Source organism: Micromonospora sp. DT227, assembly GCF_049841835.1.
GTDB lineage: Bacteria > Actinomycetota > Actinomycetes > Mycobacteriales > Micromonosporaceae > Micromonospora.
Map to the genome: position 1 here is coordinate 90,776 of NZ_JBNCLA010000015.1, position 16,346 is coordinate 107,121.

The window sequence follows — 16,346 nt, forward strand, 5'->3', positions numbered from 1 at the left end:
TATACCACCGCTATACCGGCCCGGCCGGATGGTGGTGGGGCCCGGCGTCGACCGGGATCGGTACGGGACCGCGGACGCGGCCCGGTCGGCGGTGCGACCGTCCGGGCCACGTCCGCATCGATGCGTGAGGAGACACCAGTGGACGAGGACGAGAACAGCCGGTCGGGTCGGAGGCTGTCCCGGCGTTCGCTCATCCGGCTGACCGGCGGCGCGGCGGCGGCGGTCGGCGTGGGCGCGTACCTGGGGGCGGGTCAGCCGGCCTCGGCGGCCCCGTTCTACCGGGCGCACGGCCCGGTGCTGACCGACGGCTACCAGACCTGGCTGACCGCGATCTCCAACCAGTCGGCCAACCTCGCCAAGGTCGTCACCGGGTGGGGGTTGGCGGGTGGCTGGGCGGCCAACCCGGACTACGTCTGGACCGCGTGCGGCGCCACGGACCACCTGATCGTGCGGACCGTCACCGGGGACACGAACACCATGATCGACGCGAACAACGCGGTCAACGAGATCCGGAACTCGCGGTTCTTCGAGTACAAGCGGATCCGGTCCGGCGCCGGTAAGTGCATCATCGAGCTCGGTAACGAGCCGAACATCGGGGTGAGCGACATCTGGGGTTACGGGTGGTGCCTCAGCGCCACGATCGACCGCATCCGGGCGGAGTTCCCCGGCGCGTTGATCTGCGGCACGGCCCTGTCGCCGAACAAGGGCGTGCGGCCCGACGACTGGTACGGCAACCAGAACTACCGGGACGCGATCGCCAAGTGCGACTTCGTCGGTGTCCACTTCTACAGCAACCCGAGCAACGGAAGCTTCACCGAGCAGGGCAACGTCAACGAGCTGACCTACGCCGAGACGTTGCAGCGGGCCGCGTCGATCTGGCCCGGCAAGCGGGTGATCGGCACCGAGTACTCGATCCGCACCACCGCCATCTCCCAGTACGACAAGGGCTACAAGTACGCCAACCTGATCCACTTCGACAACTCGGTCGCCAGCAACCTGTGGGGCGCCACGTACTACCACGTGCAGACCAACCCGGGCGGCGTGGACGTCAACGAGAACGTCGGCTCCGAGGGCGCCCGCGGCTACCGCCGGCGGCTCAGCGAGGGCGGACTCTGACCCGTCCGGGTGGGACCGGCCCGCGGGCCGATCCCACCCGGGGGACGCCGTGGATCAGGGGCACGGGGTGTCGGGGTGGCCCGATCCGGTGACCGTGCCGCCCCGACCGACGGGTCAGCTTCCGCAGATGCCGTACGCGTTGAGGCTCCACGAGCCGGCGAAGCCGTCGGCGTCCTCGTCCGCCCGCGTCCGCACGGTGTTCCCCCCGGTGATGTTGACCGCGGTGAGCAGCACCTGGCCGTTGCCGGCGTTGATGTCCGCGCCCGCGCCGTAGAGGCCCTTGCCGGCCGGGCACGCCGTGTTGCTGTTGTCGGACGGGTTGCTCGCGCTCGTCCCGATCAGGGAGATGCGCTCCAGCCCGGCGGGCGCGGTGGCGCAGACGGCGATCGCGGTGGCGCTCCAGCCGGCCGGCGAGGTGCCCTGCACCGCGACCGCCCGGACGGTCACCGACGTCAGGTCGAACGACGGCACCACCTGGTCGAGCACGACGTCGCCCAGGCCGCTGTTGATCCGCCCGCCCATCCCGATGACCTTCTTCGTCCCGCAGCTCGCCGTGACGAGCGCCGTCCCGACCGCCCCGGTCGTGGCCACGACCTGGTAGCCGGCCGGCGCGGTGGCGCACTGGGCGAGGCCCTGGAGTCCCCAGTCGCCGACGAAGTTGACCGGGCCCACCTCCCGCATCGTCGCGACGAACCCGGTGCCGTTCGACAGCGGCTCCAGCCGGTCCAGCCCGACCCGTCCGGCGGCCGACGATCCGGCGGTGAGGAAGCCACCGCCCCCGGTGACCACCTTGCCGGCCGGGCAGGACGCGAGCGCCGACTTGTCCGTGCTGCTCTCGGCCACCGACTGGGTGACCGTCTCCAATCCCGCCGGCGTCGCCGAGGCCGGCGTCGCCCAGCCCAATCCGGCCACCACGGCAGCCGTCGACATGACGGCCGTCAGCGCGCCCCGTCCCCTGGTTACCCGCATCTCGCTCTCCCTGCCGTCTCGACCGGCGTCGCGCCGGCCCGCCTCCCGCCGGACCCGTGGCCCGGCGGCTGGGGAAAGCCTGGGCGGGGCCGCTTGTCGTCCGCTATCCGACCGCTTGTCGTCGGCCACGTCGGCCACGCCGTCCATAGACTGGGTCGTCCGACCACGACTGACGGGGAAAGCCATGCGGTGGTCCCTCCTCGGTCCCGTCCAGGTGACCGCCGATGGGCGGGTCCTTCCCATCGACCGCCCGCAGCAACGCGCGGTGCTGGCGCTGCTGCTCCTCAACGCCGGCCGGCTGGTGCCCCTCGGGCAGCTCGTGTCGGCGCTCTGGGGCACAGACCCGCCGGCCAGCGCCCGGACCCAGGTGCAGGTCTGCGTCTCCCGGATCCGGGCGGCCCTGCGGGACGCGGGCGCGGCCGACCTGCTGGCGACCCAGGGCGGCGGCTACCGGCTCACCGTGCGCGGGACCGAGCTGGACCTCGCCGAGTTCACCGTGGCGGTCGAACGGGCCCGCGCCGAGGAGACGGCCGGCCGGCGGGCGGAGGCGGCGCGGCTGCTGCGCGACGGGCTGGCGCTGTGGCGCGGGCCGGCGTTGGCCGGTGCGGCCGGGGCGTTCGTCGACGACGCCGTCGCCGGCCTGGACGAGCAGCGGCTGCTCGCCTACGAGCGGCTCGCCGCCGTGGAACTCGGCCTCGGCCGGTTCGCCGCGACCGCGGGTGTGTTGCGTCCCCTGGTGGTCGAGCATCCGCTGCGGGAGCCACTGGTGGCCGGCTACCTGCTCGCCCTGGCCGGCTGCGGCCAGCGGGCCGCCGCGCTGCGGGTCTTCGCCGAGACCCGCCGCCACCTGGTCGACGAGTTGGGGGTGGAGCCCGGCCCCGAGTTGAGCGGGGCCCACCTGCGGGTGCTGCGGGGGGAGACCCCGGCCGGGCCGGCGCCCGTACCCGCACCCGCGCCGCCCGCCGGCCCGCCCCCGGCGCAGCTTCCGGGCGACCCCGCCTGGTTCACCGGCCGGACGGCGGCGCTGCGCCGACTGGACGCGCTGCTGCCCGCCGAACCGTCGGGGGCGACCCCGGACGGCGGTGAGCGTGCGCCGGGGCAGGCGGTGGTCATCTCCGCGATCGCCGGCACCGCCGGGGTCGGCAAGACCACCCTCGCGGTGCACTGGGCCCACCGGGTCGCGCACCGCTACCCGGACGGGCAGCTCTACGTCAACCTGCGCGGGTTCGACCTGGACGGGCGGGCCGTGCCGCCGGGCGAGGCGCTGCGTGGCTTCCTGGAGGCGCTGCACGTGCCGCCCCAGCGGGTGCCCACCGACCTGCCCGGTCAGGCCGCGCTGTTCCGGACCCTGCTCGCCGACCGCCGGGTCCTGGTGCTGCTCGACAACGCCCGCGACGACGAGCAGGTGCGACCGCTGCTGCCGGGATCGAGGGGCAGCCTGGTGGTGGTGACCAGCCGCAACCGGCTCACCGGGCTGGTGGTCAGCGACGGGGCCCATCCGGTGACGCTGGACCTGCTCCCGCCGGCCGAGGCCCGGGAGCTGCTGTCCGGTCGGCTCGGTCGCGGTCGCGCCGGTCGCGACCCGACCGCGCTGGACGAGATCGTGGGCCGCTGCGCCGGCCTGCCACTGGCCCTCGCCGTCGTCGCGGCCCGCGCCGTCGGGCAGCCCGACGTGCCGCTGGCGGCGCTCGCCACCGAGTTGCGGAACACCGACCCGGACCGGCTCACCGCGCTGGCCACCGGCGACCCCGCGACCGATGTGCGGGCGGTCTTCTCCTGGTCGTACCGCGCGTTGGACGCCGACTCGGCCCGGCTGTTCCGGCTGCTCGGGCTGCACCCCGGCCCGGACGCCGGCCGGGCGGCGGTGGCCAGCCTCGCCGGGCTGCCACCGGCCCGGGTCGGCCCGCTGCTGGCCGGGCTCACCCGGGCGAACCTGCTCACCGAACGCGCCACCGGCCGGTACGCGATGCACGACCTGCTCCGCGCGTACGCCTCGGAGCTGTGTCACGACACCGACCCCGCGGCCGAGCGGGAGGCGGCCCGGCGTCGCCTGTTCGACCACTACCTGCACGCCTCGCACGCGGCCGACCACCTGCTCGACCCGTACCGGCTGGCGCGGCCGGCCGCACTGCCGCCGCCCGACCCGGGGGTGACGGTGGGCGACCGGCCGGAGCACGCGTGGGCGACCGCGTGGTTCGCCGCCGAGCACCACGTCCTGCTGGCGTGCGTGGAGCAGGCGGCGGGCATCGGCCTGGACCGGCACGCGTGGACGCTGGCGGCGGCCCTCACCACCTATCTCGACCGCAGCGGGCACTGGCCCGAGCTGGCCGCCGCGCAGCGGACCGCTCTGGCGGCGGCGGTGCGCCGGGACGACCTGGCCGGTCAGGCCCTGGCGCACCGGGGACTCGCCATCGCCTGCACCTGGTCGGGCGAGCACGAGGCGGCGCACCGGCACTACCGACGCGACCTCGAGCTGTACCGCGAGTTGGGCGACGACACCGGCCGGGCGCACACGCACCTCGGGGTGAGCTGGGTGCTCGCGCGGCAGGGCCGGCTGCGGGCGGCTCTCGACGAGACCCGGCTGGCCCTCGACCTGTACCGGGCCGCCGACTATCGGGTCGGCCAGGCGAAGGCGCTCAACAACCTGGGCTGGATGCACGCCCGGCTCGACGAGCCGGGGCCGGCGCTGCGCTGCTGCCGGGCCGCCCTGCGGCTGCACGAGGAGAACGGCGACCGGCACGGCGCGGCGCTGACCTGGGACAGCCTCGGCTACGTCCGGCACGGCCTCGGCGACCACGACCGGGCCGCGGACTGCTACCGGCGGGCGTTGGCGCTGCACCGGGAACTCGGCGACCGGTACGACGAGGCGGAGGTGTTGGACAACCTGGGCGACAGCCTGCGGGCCGCCGGTGACGTCGACGCCGCCCGCCGGGCGTGGCGGGAGGCGCTGACGATCTTCGACGAGCTGCGCCATCCGGACGCCGACCGCCCTCGGGCGAAGCTGGCCGCGCCGGCCGTCCCGGTGGCGTCGGCGGGCGTCGGCGAACTCTAGCGCCGCCGCGCCGTCACCGCGGGCCGTGGCGCCGGGCCCGGCCCCTTCCGGCGGGCCACCTCCCGGTCGGGGCCCGCCACCGGGTGGTGACGGGCCCCGACCGGGTCGGCACAGCGGTCAGTTGAAGGTCGCGTCCAGCGCCGCGGCCAGCTTGCCGTGACCCGACTCGTTGGGGTGGGGGGATCCGCCGAAGGCGGTCTTCTGGAGGTCGGTGACCCCGAGGGCCGGGGCCGGGGCGAACCGCACCCTCGGGTTGTCCGCCGGCAGCCCGGTGCGGATCACCAGGTTGAGCTGGTTCGTCCACTGCGCGACGGTCGCCTTCCAGCCCGGGTCGTCGATCAGGTCCCGTTCCTGGGAGGGGATCTGACCCGGCAGGTAGCCGTGCAGCTCCTGGGCGAGGTTCACCCGGTACTGCTCGGCGAGCCGGCCGACGTCGAACCGGGCCGGGCTGATGTCGTAGTAGCCCATCCACACCACCTTGTCGGCGCCGGCGCCGAGCACCTCGTCGACGATCTCCTCGACGTCCGCCTTGATCTGCTGGTAGAGGGCCGGGCCGTCCCAGGTGGGCACCTCGACCCGGTGGTGGATGTACCTGATCCCGGTGACGTCACCGACGATCTTGCCGTGACACGCGCCGCCGTCGATGACCCTGGCCTTCGCGGTGAAGTTGCCCGCCCGGTCGAACCAGTCCATCTGCGCCTGCAACGGCAGCTTGTGCTCGGTGAAGTACCGCTGCATCAGTTCGCGGTAGTGGTCCATCAGCCCGCAACTGGCGAGGGCCTTGAGCAGCCCCGTCCAGGTGGTGTTGTTCACCCCGCCGGTGCTGACGAAGTAGGCGGCCTTCCGGTCGGTCTTGGCCTGCTGGATGGCCCGGGTGGCCAGGTCGACGGGGGGCCAGTTCCGGGCCCAGGGGTTCTGGCAGGCGTCCTGGTGTCCCGGGGCCGCGCCGAGGATCTGCTGGGTGCCGTAGCCGGTGCGGGCGAAGTTGTAGTACTCGACGACCCGTTGGTTGCGATTGACGGCGTACTTGCCGGCGTAGCTGAACAGCATGTCGTTGCCGGGCATGCCGCGGAAGTCGGCTCTCGTGTTGCCCACGCAGGCGCCCATCGGGAAGGCGTTCATGAACTGCAGGTGGGCGGAGGTGACCGAGTCTCCGGTGGCCACCAGCACCACCGGCTGGGCGGGGTTGCGGTTCGGCGGGCAGTAGCGGTCCTTGCGCGCCTCGCCCAGCCTCTCGTCGGCCGCGTTGCCCGGACACGGCGGGCCGGGCGTCGGGCTGGGCGGCGGGTCCACCGGGCCGGTGGGCGGATCGGTGGGCGGGTCGGTGGGCGGCGGACTGTCCGTCGGCGATCCGCTGGGGCTGGTGGACGGTGACCCGCTGGGGCTGGTCGATCCACTGGGGCTGGTCGACGGTGAGGCGCTGGGGCTGGTGGATCCGCTGGGGCTGGTGGACGGGGACCCGCTGGGGCTGGTCGATCCACTGGGGCTGGTCGACGGTGAGGCGCTGGGGCTGGTCGATCCGCTCGGGCTGGTGGACGGGGACCCGCTGGGGCTGGTCGACCCGCTCGGGCTGGTCGACGGTGACCCGCTGGGGCTGCCCGACGGGGAACCGCTCGGGCTGCCACTCGGTCCCGGCGACGAGCTGGCGCACGGCGAGGAGCTGCTGCTCGGGCTCGGGCTCGCGCTGGTGCTCGCCGGTGCGCTCGGGCTGCCGGTGGGACCGCTCGGGTAGGCCGACGCCGTCGTCCCGGCGAGGGCCGGCTCCGCGGGCACGGTCCGCCGCACCGGGGTCGCCGTCGTGGTCGGGGTCGCCGACGGACAGCCGTTCACCTCCTGCCAGTCCTCCACCAACGCCTGGTGCACGTCGGCGGGCAGCGGTTCCCCGTCCGGGACACAGGGGTCGAAGGTCCAGCGGGTGAGCACGCCCCGGTAGGTGATGTCGCGGGTGCAGATCCCCGGGTCGGCGCCGGCCTGGGCCGCCACCGGCCTGACGGTCAGTGGCTCGGGAGGGGTGACGTGGACGCCGGTCCCCAGGGTGAGGCCGAGGACGGCCACCGTCGCCAGGGCGGCGGTGACGGCGCCCGATGCCCTCGCCCTTCGGTGCAACGCGGATGTCATGAGCTGGCGTTCTCCTCTCGTGCGGTCGGCCGGCGCGGGCGCACGACGCCGGTCGGTGCTCCTACGCCTCGCGTGGAACGTAGCCACGGGTGATAATTCGTCGATGAATCCGCGATGAGGCGGTGGGACTGGTCGTGCGGATACGAGCGCTGGGACCGGTGCGGATCTGGGACGGCGCGCAGTGGGCGCCGGTCACGGCGCCGCACCACCGCGTCGTGCTGGCCGTGCTGCTGGCCGAGGCCGGGCAACCGGTGAGCCGGGATCGACTGGTCGACGAGATCTGGGGTGGCCGTCCCACCCGGACGGCGGCCAGCGCCGTCAACGGGTACGTCATGCGTCTGCGCCGGTTGCTGCGGGCCGGTGGGGCCGGCGACGTGGTCAGCCGTGCGGCCGGCTACGAGCTGGTGACCGGCGAGGACACGATCGACGTCCAGGTGTTCGAGCGGATGGCGCGGGCCGGGAAGCGGGAGGTCGCCGAGGGCCGCGTCGCCGACGGGGTCCGCCAGTTGTCCGGCGGCCTGGCGCTGTGGCGCGGCCCGGCGCTGGCCGACGTGCCCGAGACGCTCACCGTCTCGGCGGCGGCGGCCCGCCTGGAGCAGCTCCGACTGGCGGCGTACGAGGAACGCTTCGCCGCGCAACTGGAGCTGGGCCAGCACGCGGAGATCGTCGAGGAACTGGCCGCGCTCGCGGACGCGCATCCGATGCGCGAGCGGCTCTGCCGGCACCTGATGGTCTCGCTGTACCGCTGCGGCCGGCGGGCCGAGGCGCTGGAGGCGTACCGCCGGGTCCGTGACGTGCTCGTCAACGAGACCGGGATCGAGCCCGGCCCGGAGCTGCGGGACGTGGAACGCGCCGTGCTCACCGACGACCGGAGCCTCGCCGCGCCCGCCGTCCGGCCGGTGGCCCCGGCGCAGTTGCCGGCCGTGGTCACGCACTTCGCCGGCCGCCGCGATCCGCTGGCGGCCCTGGACGCCCTCGCCGGCCAGCGGCCCGCGCCGCCGGTGGTCGTCACGGGGCTGGCCGGGGTCGGCAAGACGGCTCTGGTCGTCCGCTGGGGGCACGCGGAGCGGGATCGGTTTCCCGACGGTCAGCTCTACGTCGACCTGCGCGGCAGCTCACCACGGCCGCCGGTGACACCGATGGCCGCGCTCGTCCACTTCCTCCAGGCGCTGGGCGTGCCGGCGGAGCAAATCCCGGCGGAGCCGGACGAGGCGGTCGGGCTCTACCGCAGCGTGACCGCCCTGCGGCGGATCCTCGTCGTGCTCGACAACGCCGCCGACGCCGACCAGGTCCGTCCGCTGCTGCCCGGGGGAGCCGGGTGCGTGGTGCTGGTGACCAGCCGCGAGCAACTGCGTGGCCTGACCGCCCGGGAGGGCGCGGCCCGGCTCCGGTTGGACGTGCTCTCCCCGGACGAGGCCGATGACCTGCTGGCCATGCTGCTGCCCGGGGCGGCCGGACGGGACACGGCGGAACTCGCCCGACTGTGCGGCTACCTTCCGCTGGCCATGCGCATCGCAGCCGCCAACCTGCGGGCCGAGCTGACCCCGATCGGCCGGTACAACCAGCGGCTCGCCGCCGGCGACCGGCTGGCGGCGCTCGGTGTCCCCGGCGACACCACGACCGCCACCGTGGCCGCCTTCGACCTGTCGTACGAGGCGCAGCCGGCGGCTGCCCGCCGGGTGTTCCGGCTGCTGGGCGTCGCCCCGGGAGATGTCGTCACCCCGCCGGCCGCCGCGGCCCTGGCCGACGTGCCGGTGGTCGAGGTGGAGCCGCTGCTCGACGCCCTCGCCCGAGCCCACCTGTTGGAGCAGTCCGCTCCCGCCTGCTATCGCTGGCACGACCTGGTGCGCCTCTACGCCCGGCGACGCGGCTCGATCGAGGACACCGACCGGGAGGCCGCGCTCGACCGACTGTACGACCACTATCTGTCCACCATGGACCTCGCCGCCGGCCTGCTCTATCCGAGTGTCGTGCGGCTGCCACTGCCGTCCGGCGTGAGCGCGCGGCACCGGGTCGGGTTCTCCACCGCGGCCGAGGCACGGAGTTGGGTGGAGGCCGAGCGGGACAACATGATCGCCGCCGTCATGGCCGCCGGGCCGGAGCACCGGACGGCCGCCTGGCGGCTCACCGACCACCTGCGCTGGCACCTCGACTTCACCTCGCCGTCGGCGGAGTGGCTGCCGGTCACCGAGGCCGCTCTGGCGTACGCACGGGAGGACGACCATCCGCTGGGGCAGGCCGCCGCCCACCTGAGCCGGGCCACCGTCCTGCTGGCCACCAGCCGGTACGCCGACGCGCTCGACGACTTCCGGCGGGCGCTCGGGTTCGCCCGGCGCGGCGGCTGGGCCGAGGGCGAGGGCAGCGCCTTGAGCAATCTGGCCCACGTCTCGTTCGAGACCGGCCGGCTGGACCTGGCCGCCCGCTACAGCCTCGAGGCGTTGGAGATCGACACCCGGATCGGCCGGTTCGCCGGCCGGTTGGCGCGGTTGGCCAATCTCGGCAACATCCGTCTCCAGCAGGGCCGGCTGGCCGACGCCGTCACCTACTGCGAGCAGGTCATCGAGCTGGAGAGCCGGGTCGGCGAGTGGCACGGGCAGGGCACGGCGCACGGCTGCCTGGGTGAGGCCCACCTGCTGCTCGGCCGCTACGACGAGGCTTCGGTCCATCTGGGGCGGGCGTTGGCCACGCACCGGCGGGCCGGCGCCCGTAGCTGCGAGGCCGACACCCTGCGGCTGCTGGCGGCGGTGCACGGGGCCACCGGTGACCTCGACCGGGCGCGACGCGACGCGGTCGAGGCGCTGCGGATCGCCCGCGAGGTCGGTGACCGGTGGGTCGAGGCGCACGCCCTGCTCGCCCGCGCCGACCTCGACCTGCGGGCCGGCGACGCCGATCCGGCGATCGACCGCCTGGGGCAGGTCCTCGCCCTGGCCCGGGGCGACGGGGCCCGGCACGCCGAGGCGCAGGCGTTGATCGGTCTGGCCCGGGCCCACCGGTTGCGCGGGGGGACCGGGGACGACGAGGCGCGGGCGTACGCGTCGCGGGCCCTGGCCATCTCCCGCGAGTACGGCTACGAGTTGTTGGAGAAGGCCGCGTCGACGGTGCGCGGTCCGGCGCCCACGCACATCGGGCGGTCGGTGCCGGACAGCTGAATACGCACAATGAGTCCGAGCGCGTCGACACCATTCCGGGTTGACGCACCCGATCTCGACAATTGGCGTCGTGTTAGAGTTCCGCGATGCTCGGCCGAATGCTCATTCTTGTCCTCTCGGTCATCCCGAAGCACGCGATCAGTCGCGGCGCGGGATGGCTCGCCACCCGCACCGTTCCGGTCCGGTGGCGCGGCCCGGCGTACCGCACCTACAGCCGCATCTTCGGTGCTCGGCCGGAGGAGGCGGCTCTCCCCCTCGAGCAGTACCCGTCCGTCAACGCGTTCTTCACCCGTACGCTCAGGCCGGGATCACGTCCGCTCGCGGCCGACGCCATCGTCTCCCCGGTCGACGCCACCGTCGGCGCATACGGAGTCATCGAGTCCGACACGCTCGTGCAGGCCAAGGGACACAATTATTCCCTCACCGCGCTGCTCGGTGACCGCGAGTTGGCGGACAGATTCGACGGAGGCACGTACACCACGTTCTACCTTTCGCCGAAGGACTATCACCGCATTCATTTCCCGTTGTCCGGAAAGGTCACCGCGGCCACCTACATCCCCGGTGAACTCTGGCCGGTCAACGTCGCCGCCGTGGCCAACGTGGCGAACCTCTTCGCGGTGAACGAGCGCATCGTCATCGAGGTCGACGGCGAGCGCGGCGGGCGGGTGGCGATCGTCGCCGTCGGCGCCACCATGGTGGGGATGACCCGTCTCGCCTTCGACGACCTGCACACCAACGCCCGACGGCGCGAGGTGCGCCGTCGTCGCTACGATCCGGCGCTTCCCGCGTCGGCCGGCGCCGAGCTGGGGCACTTCGAGTTCGGTTCCACGGTCGTCCTGGCCTGCTCACGAGACGCCGGCACCATGGAGCCGCTGCCGGTCGGGGCGACCGTACGGATGGGTGAGCGACTCGGTGCTCCGCCCACCGTCGCGCCCACCGACGGATCGTGACGGCCCGCCCGTGCCGCCTCGTCGTGGAGCGGCGCGAGGAACGCCGCGACGACCTCGGCCGGAGGCGAGACCTGTCGCGCCGGTCAGCCGCCGGCACGGTGGGCGCCGGTCCGCAGCGGAGGCGGTCCGGCGGGGAGTCGTAGCCGGAAGACGTTGCCGCCGTCGGGCCGGGGTTCCACCTCCACATGCAGGCGCTCATGCGGGCCGCCCCCACCGCGACGTCGCGTGTGCAGGAGTCGATCTCCGGGTCGGGCTGCCACACCCGACTGGTTCATGCTGCCCCGTCAGGCCTCGCGGCGGCGGCGTGTTGCCGGTTCACGACGAGCAGCGCCACGGTGCAGGCGACCGGCAGGATGCCGGCGAACTCGTTGTCCAGGAGCCAGAAGACCTGCACCACGAGCAGCTCCACCATCAGGGCCACCTCGAACAGCCCGGCCGCCGGCCGGCCACGGGTCGAGCGCCACAGCCCGAGGACCCCGAGCACGAACGCGGTGGCCGCGAACGCCGCGTAGATGGCGTTGGGCAGGTTGGGCTGCCGAGACAGCAGCACGAGTGGGCGACCCAGCGAGAAGAGGGTGATCAGCGCGATCGCCGGTGCGGTCCAGCGACGGACGAACGGGCGGCGGCAGAAACGGGCCAGCGCCGCCCGCCACTGCTCGCGGATCCGGGTCAGCCACGCACCGCCCGTCGCCGAGCCGGCGTAGCCGTCGGCCGTCCGCTGCGCGGCGTTGACCAGCCGTTCCCGCTCGCTCAGGGGCCGCCGGTTGACGGCGAGTCGCACCGCGACGTACGTCGCGACGAAGACGGCGTAGATGATGGCGGCGACGGGTTCGTAGAAGTAGTTGTTGTCGGCGGTGAGGAACTTGCCGACCTCGTCGATGAACAGCCCGAACCCGACACCGGCCATGAGAGCGGCGGCGTTCTTCACCGCGCTGCCGAGGAACAGCATGGTCATCAGCTGGGCGGCGAGCATTCCGAGGCCGCCCCACAGCACGTGTGCCACGTGCAGCCCGCCGCTGCCCACCTGGGGGTAGCCGGCCATGCCCAGGAACGCCCTGGTCACCAGGATCGTGACCACCGCGGCGACGAGAAACAACGCGAACCGGTCCGCGCCGCCCTCGTCCCGGACCAGGTGACGCGCCCAGAGTCGACGGAGCCGGGTCCGCGGCGGATGGGACCGGGCGCCGGGCCGCCTGTCGGGCCGGAGCGGGTCGTTGGTGGACGTGGACGCGGGCCTGGTCACGTCCTCATCCTCTGCCGGTCGGCCGGCCCGGACGTCCACAGGAACCCTCGACGCCTCAAGGAAACCCCCCACACTTCGCCCGGCCACTGAGGCAAATACCATACCGGATCGGCCATTGCCGGCGCCGCCCGCGGCGAGAGCCGACGACGGGCCCGCGTCACCATCCCGCACAGCCCCCGGCGGCCGGCCCGCGGCGCCGGCGAGGCGAGCGTGCCAACGCCAGCTCGGCGAGCGGCGCCAAGCTGGGGATACTGACGGAGTATAGGGATCCTGCTCATGGTGGACGAGCCCTCTCGGTCGCCTTCAGGCAGGGGATTCCATGTACGTCGCAGACCCGGTCAGCCCGCTCGGTGGCACCCCACTGCTCTTCCTGCTCCTGCAGATCGGCGTGCTGCTGTTGGCCGCAGCGCTGCTCGGCAAGCTGGCCGCGCGGCTCTCCTTCCCCGCCATTGTCGGCGAGCTGTTGGCCGGCGTCCTGCTGGGACCGTCATTGCTGGGGGGCGTCGCACCGGCGGCGTTCCGATGGCTGTTTCCGCCCACCGTCGAACAGTTTCACCTGCTCGATGCCGTCGGGCAGGTCGGGTTGGTGCTGCTGGTGGCGTTCACCGGCGCGAGCCTGGATCTGCGGATGATCCGCCGGCGCCACCAGACCGCGCTGCGGGTGAGTCTGCCGGGGCTGCTGATCCCGCTGGCCCTCGGCGTCACGGTGGGGCTGCTGCTTCCACGGTCGCTGCTGTCGGAGCACGGTCAACGGCCGGCGTTCGCGCTGTTCCTGGGTATCGCCATGGCGGTCAGCGCCATTCCGGTGATCGCGAAGACCCTGATGGACCTGCGGATGATCCACCGCAACGTCGGCCAGCTCATCCTGATGGCAGGAACGGTCGACGACCTGCTGGGGTGGCTCGGCCTGTCCGTGGTGACGGCCGTCGCGACAACGGGACTGCGCGCCAGCGACCTGGTGCTGCCGATCGCGTACCTGGCCGCCGTGGTGCTGGTCGCCGTGTTCGTCGGGCGTCCGCTGGTCGGCCGTGTGATGCGGGTCGCGAGTCGGTCGGAGGGCCAGGGCCCCGTCCTGGTCAGCGCGACCATCCTGATCGTGCTGTGCGCGACCGCCACTCAGGCGCTGCATCTGGAGGCCATCTTCGGCGCGTTGATCGGGGGCATGTTGATCGGCAGCGCCGGGCCGGAGGTGGTGCGGCGCCTCGCCCCGCTGCGTCTGCTGGTGACCGCGGTGCTGGCGCCGCTGTTCTTCGCCACCGCCGGGCTGCGCATGGATCTCACGCTGCTGGCCAAGCCGCTCGTGCTCGGCATCGCGACGCTGCTGCTGGTGATCGCCATCGTGGGCAAGTTCAGCGGCGCGTTCCTCGGCGCCTGGCTCAGTGGCCTCAACCGCTGGGAGGCGGTCGCTCTCGGCGCGGGCATGAATGCGCGCGGCGTGATGGAGGTGGTCATCGCCATGGTCGGTGTGCAGCTGGGCGTCCTGACGACCACGATGTACACCACGATCGTCCTCATCGCGATCGTGACCTCGCTGATGAGTCCGCCACTGCTGCGGTTCGGCATGTCCCGGCTGCAGATCACCGCGGACGAGGAGATGCGGCTGCGCGCGTACGACGAGCCGGCCGAGGCGCCGCCCGCGGCCACCCGCCCGTGAGCTGCGCGGACGCGCGGATAGTCGCCGTATAGATGAACTATCGCGCCCGCCGAGAGGCTGCCTTGGTGCCGTGCTTTCCCGCACCACCACTACGTCCGCGCCACGAGCGGAACCGTCGCGAGCAAGGGAGCGGTCTCGGATGACCACCGAAAATATCGATCAGGTCCCGTCCGTGTCCGACCTGCGCAGCGAACTGCTCCTGCGCCGGCTGGGCGGGGGCCGGACGGCCAGGCGATCCGGGCTGCCGCGCGCCGACCGGGACCGGCCGCTGCGCCTGTCGTCGGGTCAGCAGCAGATGTGGTTCCTCAACCGGCTCGACCCGGACAGCCGCGAGTTCCTGGTCCCGCTCGCGTTCCGGATCCGCGGCGAGGCCGATCGGGACGCGATCGAGCGGGCGCTGTCCGCGCTGATCGCCCGGCACGAGATCCTGCGTACCCGCTACGTGCTCACCGGCGACGAGCCGGAGCAGGTGATCGACGCGCCGGCCCTGATCCAGGTGGCGACCGACGTGCTCACCGGGTCGGCCGACGAGCGGGAGGCGCGCTGCGCCGAGGTGCTCGCCGCCGAGGCGGCCCGGCCGTTCGACCTCGAGCGGGACTGGCCGATCCGGGCCCGGCTCGTGGCCCTCGAACCCGACGACCACGTCCTCGCGGTGATCTTCCACCACGTGGCGTTCGACGCCTGGTCGGCGCAGGTCTTCGTGCGTGAGTTCACCCAGCTCTACCGCGCGTTCGTCGAGAACGCCGTCCCCGACCTGCCCGACCTGCCCGTGCAGTACGCCGACTTCGCTGCCGCCCAGCACGCCGCCGGCGCCGAGCGGGAGACGGCCCGGCACCTGGAGTACTGGCGCGAGCAGCTCGCCGAGCTGCCGACGATCGACCTGCCCGCGGACCGGCAGCGTCCCGCCGTGCGCGAGCATGACGGCGCCGCGGTCGAGTTCGCGCTTCCCGCCGCGCTCGCCGGCCAGGTGCGGCAGCTTGCGGAGCGGCTCGACACCACTCCGTTCGTGGTCTTCCTCGCCGCGTTCCAGTTGCTCGTCTCCCGGTACACCGGCCTGACCGACGTGCCGGTCGGCACCGTCGTGTCCGGGCGCAGCCGGCCGGAGCTACAGGGACTGATCGGGTACGGCATCAACAACCTGGTGATGCGCACCCGTTGGCACGAGCGGCAGAGCTTCGCCGAACTCGTCGCGGCGGCCCGCGAGGTGCTTGCCGACGCGTACGACCACCAGAACGTGTCGTTCGCGCGGCTGGTCGACGAGTTGCAGCCGGAGCGGGACATGTCGCGCAGCCCCCTCTACCAGGTCGCCCTCACCATGCACGAGCCGCGCCGCGACGCCGTGGCGCTGCCGGGTGCGCGGATGTGGCCGTACCCGCTCACCGGCGGCATCGCCAAGTGCGACCTGGAGTTGCAGGTCGGCGACGCAGGCGACGGCAGTCTCGGCGGCCATCTCGTCTACGCGACCGCCCTGTTCGACGGGTCCACCGTCGAGCGCATGGCCACCCACCTGCGCAACCTGCTCGCCGCCGCGGTGGCCGACGTGGACGCGCCGCTGGCGAGCCTGGAACTGCTCGACGCTGCGGAACGAGCTGTGGTGATCGGCGCACCCCGGTCGGCGGCTCCCGTCCAGTCGTGCCTGCACGAGTTGTTCGAGGAGCGGGTGCGGCGGTCGCCGGATGCGGTGGCGGTGGTGGTGGGTGGGGTGTCGTTGTCGTACGGGGAGTTGAATGCGCGGGCTAATCGGGTGGCGCATTGGTTGCGTGGGCGGGGTGTGGGTGCGGAGTCGTTGGTGGGTGTGTGTCTGACTCGTGGTGTGCATTTGTTGCCGGTGTTGTTGGGTGTGTTGAAGGCGGGTGCGGGTTATGTGCCGTTGGATCCGGCGGTGCCGGTGGAGCGGTTGGGGTTTGTGGTGGGTGATGCGGGTGTGGGCGTGTTGGTGTGTGAGCGGGAGACGGTGGGGCTTGTGGATTGTGGTGGTGTGGTGTTGGTGGTGGATGAGCCGGGTGTGTTGGATGGGTTGCCGGTGGGGGATGTGGGTGCGGTGGTGTCGCCGGATGGTGTGGTGTATGTGATTTACACGTCGGGTTCGACGGGT

Annotated in this window: 10 protein-coding genes; 7 read left to right on the forward strand and 3 right to left on the reverse strand. The window is 73.2% G+C overall.

The window, feature by feature from the left end; all coding sequences use genetic code 11:
• Positions 1-138: 138 nt before the first annotated feature.
• The gene (locus ACLQ2W_RS31815) at positions 139-1,116 is read left to right on the forward strand and encodes a hypothetical protein (RefSeq protein WP_425791341.1); all 978 of its coding nucleotides are present in this window, start codon (positions 139-141) and stop codon (positions 1,114-1,116) included.
• 114 nt (positions 1,117-1,230) lie between these two features.
• Here the strand turns inward: ACLQ2W_RS31815 and ACLQ2W_RS31820 are convergent, their stop codons facing one another.
• A complete protein-coding gene (locus ACLQ2W_RS31820; RefSeq protein ID WP_405090162.1) occupies positions 1,231-2,085 on the reverse strand; it encodes a hypothetical protein in 855 nt (284 codons plus the stop codon).
• Positions 2,086-2,269: 184 nt separating this feature from the next.
• Here ACLQ2W_RS31820 and ACLQ2W_RS31825 point away from each other — a divergent pair, with 184 nt between their 5' ends.
• Positions 2,270-5,137, forward strand: coding sequence for a BTAD domain-containing putative transcriptional regulator (locus tag ACLQ2W_RS31825; protein WP_425791343.1), 2,868 nt, complete (start codon positions 2,270-2,272; stop codon positions 5,135-5,137).
• Between the two features lie 117 nt (positions 5,138-5,254).
• Here the strand turns inward: ACLQ2W_RS31825 and ACLQ2W_RS31830 are convergent, their stop codons facing one another.
• A complete protein-coding gene (locus tag ACLQ2W_RS31830; protein WP_425791345.1) occupies positions 5,255-6,430 on the reverse strand; it encodes a hypothetical protein in 1,176 nt (391 codons plus the stop codon).
• Positions 6,431-6,437: 7 nt separating this feature from the next.
• On the opposite strand from ACLQ2W_RS31830, the gene ACLQ2W_RS31835 reads away from it, so the two are divergent.
• The 3 genes from ACLQ2W_RS31835 to asd all read left to right on the forward strand — a co-directional run bounded on the left by ACLQ2W_RS31835 (position 6,438) and on the right by asd (position 11,354).
• Positions 6,438-6,869: a hypothetical protein gene (locus ACLQ2W_RS31835; RefSeq protein ID WP_425791347.1), complete on the forward strand. Its 432-nt coding sequence runs from the start codon at positions 6,438-6,440 to the stop codon at positions 6,867-6,869.
• 520 nt (positions 6,870-7,389) lie between these two features.
• Positions 7,390-10,404 (forward strand): BTAD domain-containing putative transcriptional regulator, encoded by a 3,015-nt coding sequence (locus tag ACLQ2W_RS31840; RefSeq protein WP_425791349.1) that lies wholly within the window; start codon positions 7,390-7,392, stop codon positions 10,402-10,404.
• A gap of 98 nt (positions 10,405-10,502) precedes the next feature.
• Complete coding sequence (gene asd, locus ACLQ2W_RS31845) at positions 10,503-11,354, forward strand: archaetidylserine decarboxylase (protein ID WP_425791351.1); 852 nt, start codon at positions 10,503-10,505, stop codon at positions 11,352-11,354.
• Positions 11,355-11,625: 271 nt separating this feature from the next.
• Here asd and ACLQ2W_RS31850 read toward each other — a convergent pair whose 3' ends face one another.
• Positions 11,626-12,597 (reverse strand): hypothetical protein, encoded by a 972-nt coding sequence (locus ACLQ2W_RS31850; RefSeq protein WP_425791353.1) that lies wholly within the window; start codon positions 12,595-12,597, stop codon positions 11,626-11,628.
• A gap of 388 nt (positions 12,598-12,985) precedes the next feature.
• On the opposite strand from ACLQ2W_RS31850, the gene ACLQ2W_RS31855 reads away from it, so the two are divergent.
• Positions 12,986-14,251 carry a cation:proton antiporter gene (locus ACLQ2W_RS31855; RefSeq protein WP_425791355.1) on the forward strand — a complete coding sequence of 422 codons (1,266 nt, stop codon included), beginning with the start codon at positions 12,986-12,988 and terminating at the stop codon, positions 14,249-14,251.
• A gap of 139 nt (positions 14,252-14,390) precedes the next feature.
• On the forward strand, positions 14,391-16,346 hold a 1,956-nt coding region (locus tag ACLQ2W_RS31860), incomplete at its 3' end, for a condensation domain-containing protein (protein WP_425791357.1).

Excerpts from the sequence above, each read along its gene's own strand:
- ACLQ2W_RS31820 (WP_405090162.1), bottom strand. The coding sequence starts at position 2,085 with ATGCGGGTAACCAGGGGACGGGGCGCGCTGACGGCCGTCATGTCGACG.
- ACLQ2W_RS31825 (WP_425791343.1), top strand. The coding sequence starts at position 2,270 with ATGCGGTGGTCCCTCCTCGGTCCCGTCCAGGTGACCGCCGATGGGCGG.
- asd (WP_425791351.1), top strand. The coding sequence starts at position 10,503 with ATGCTCATTCTTGTCCTCTCGGTCATCCCGAAGCACGCGATCAGTCGC.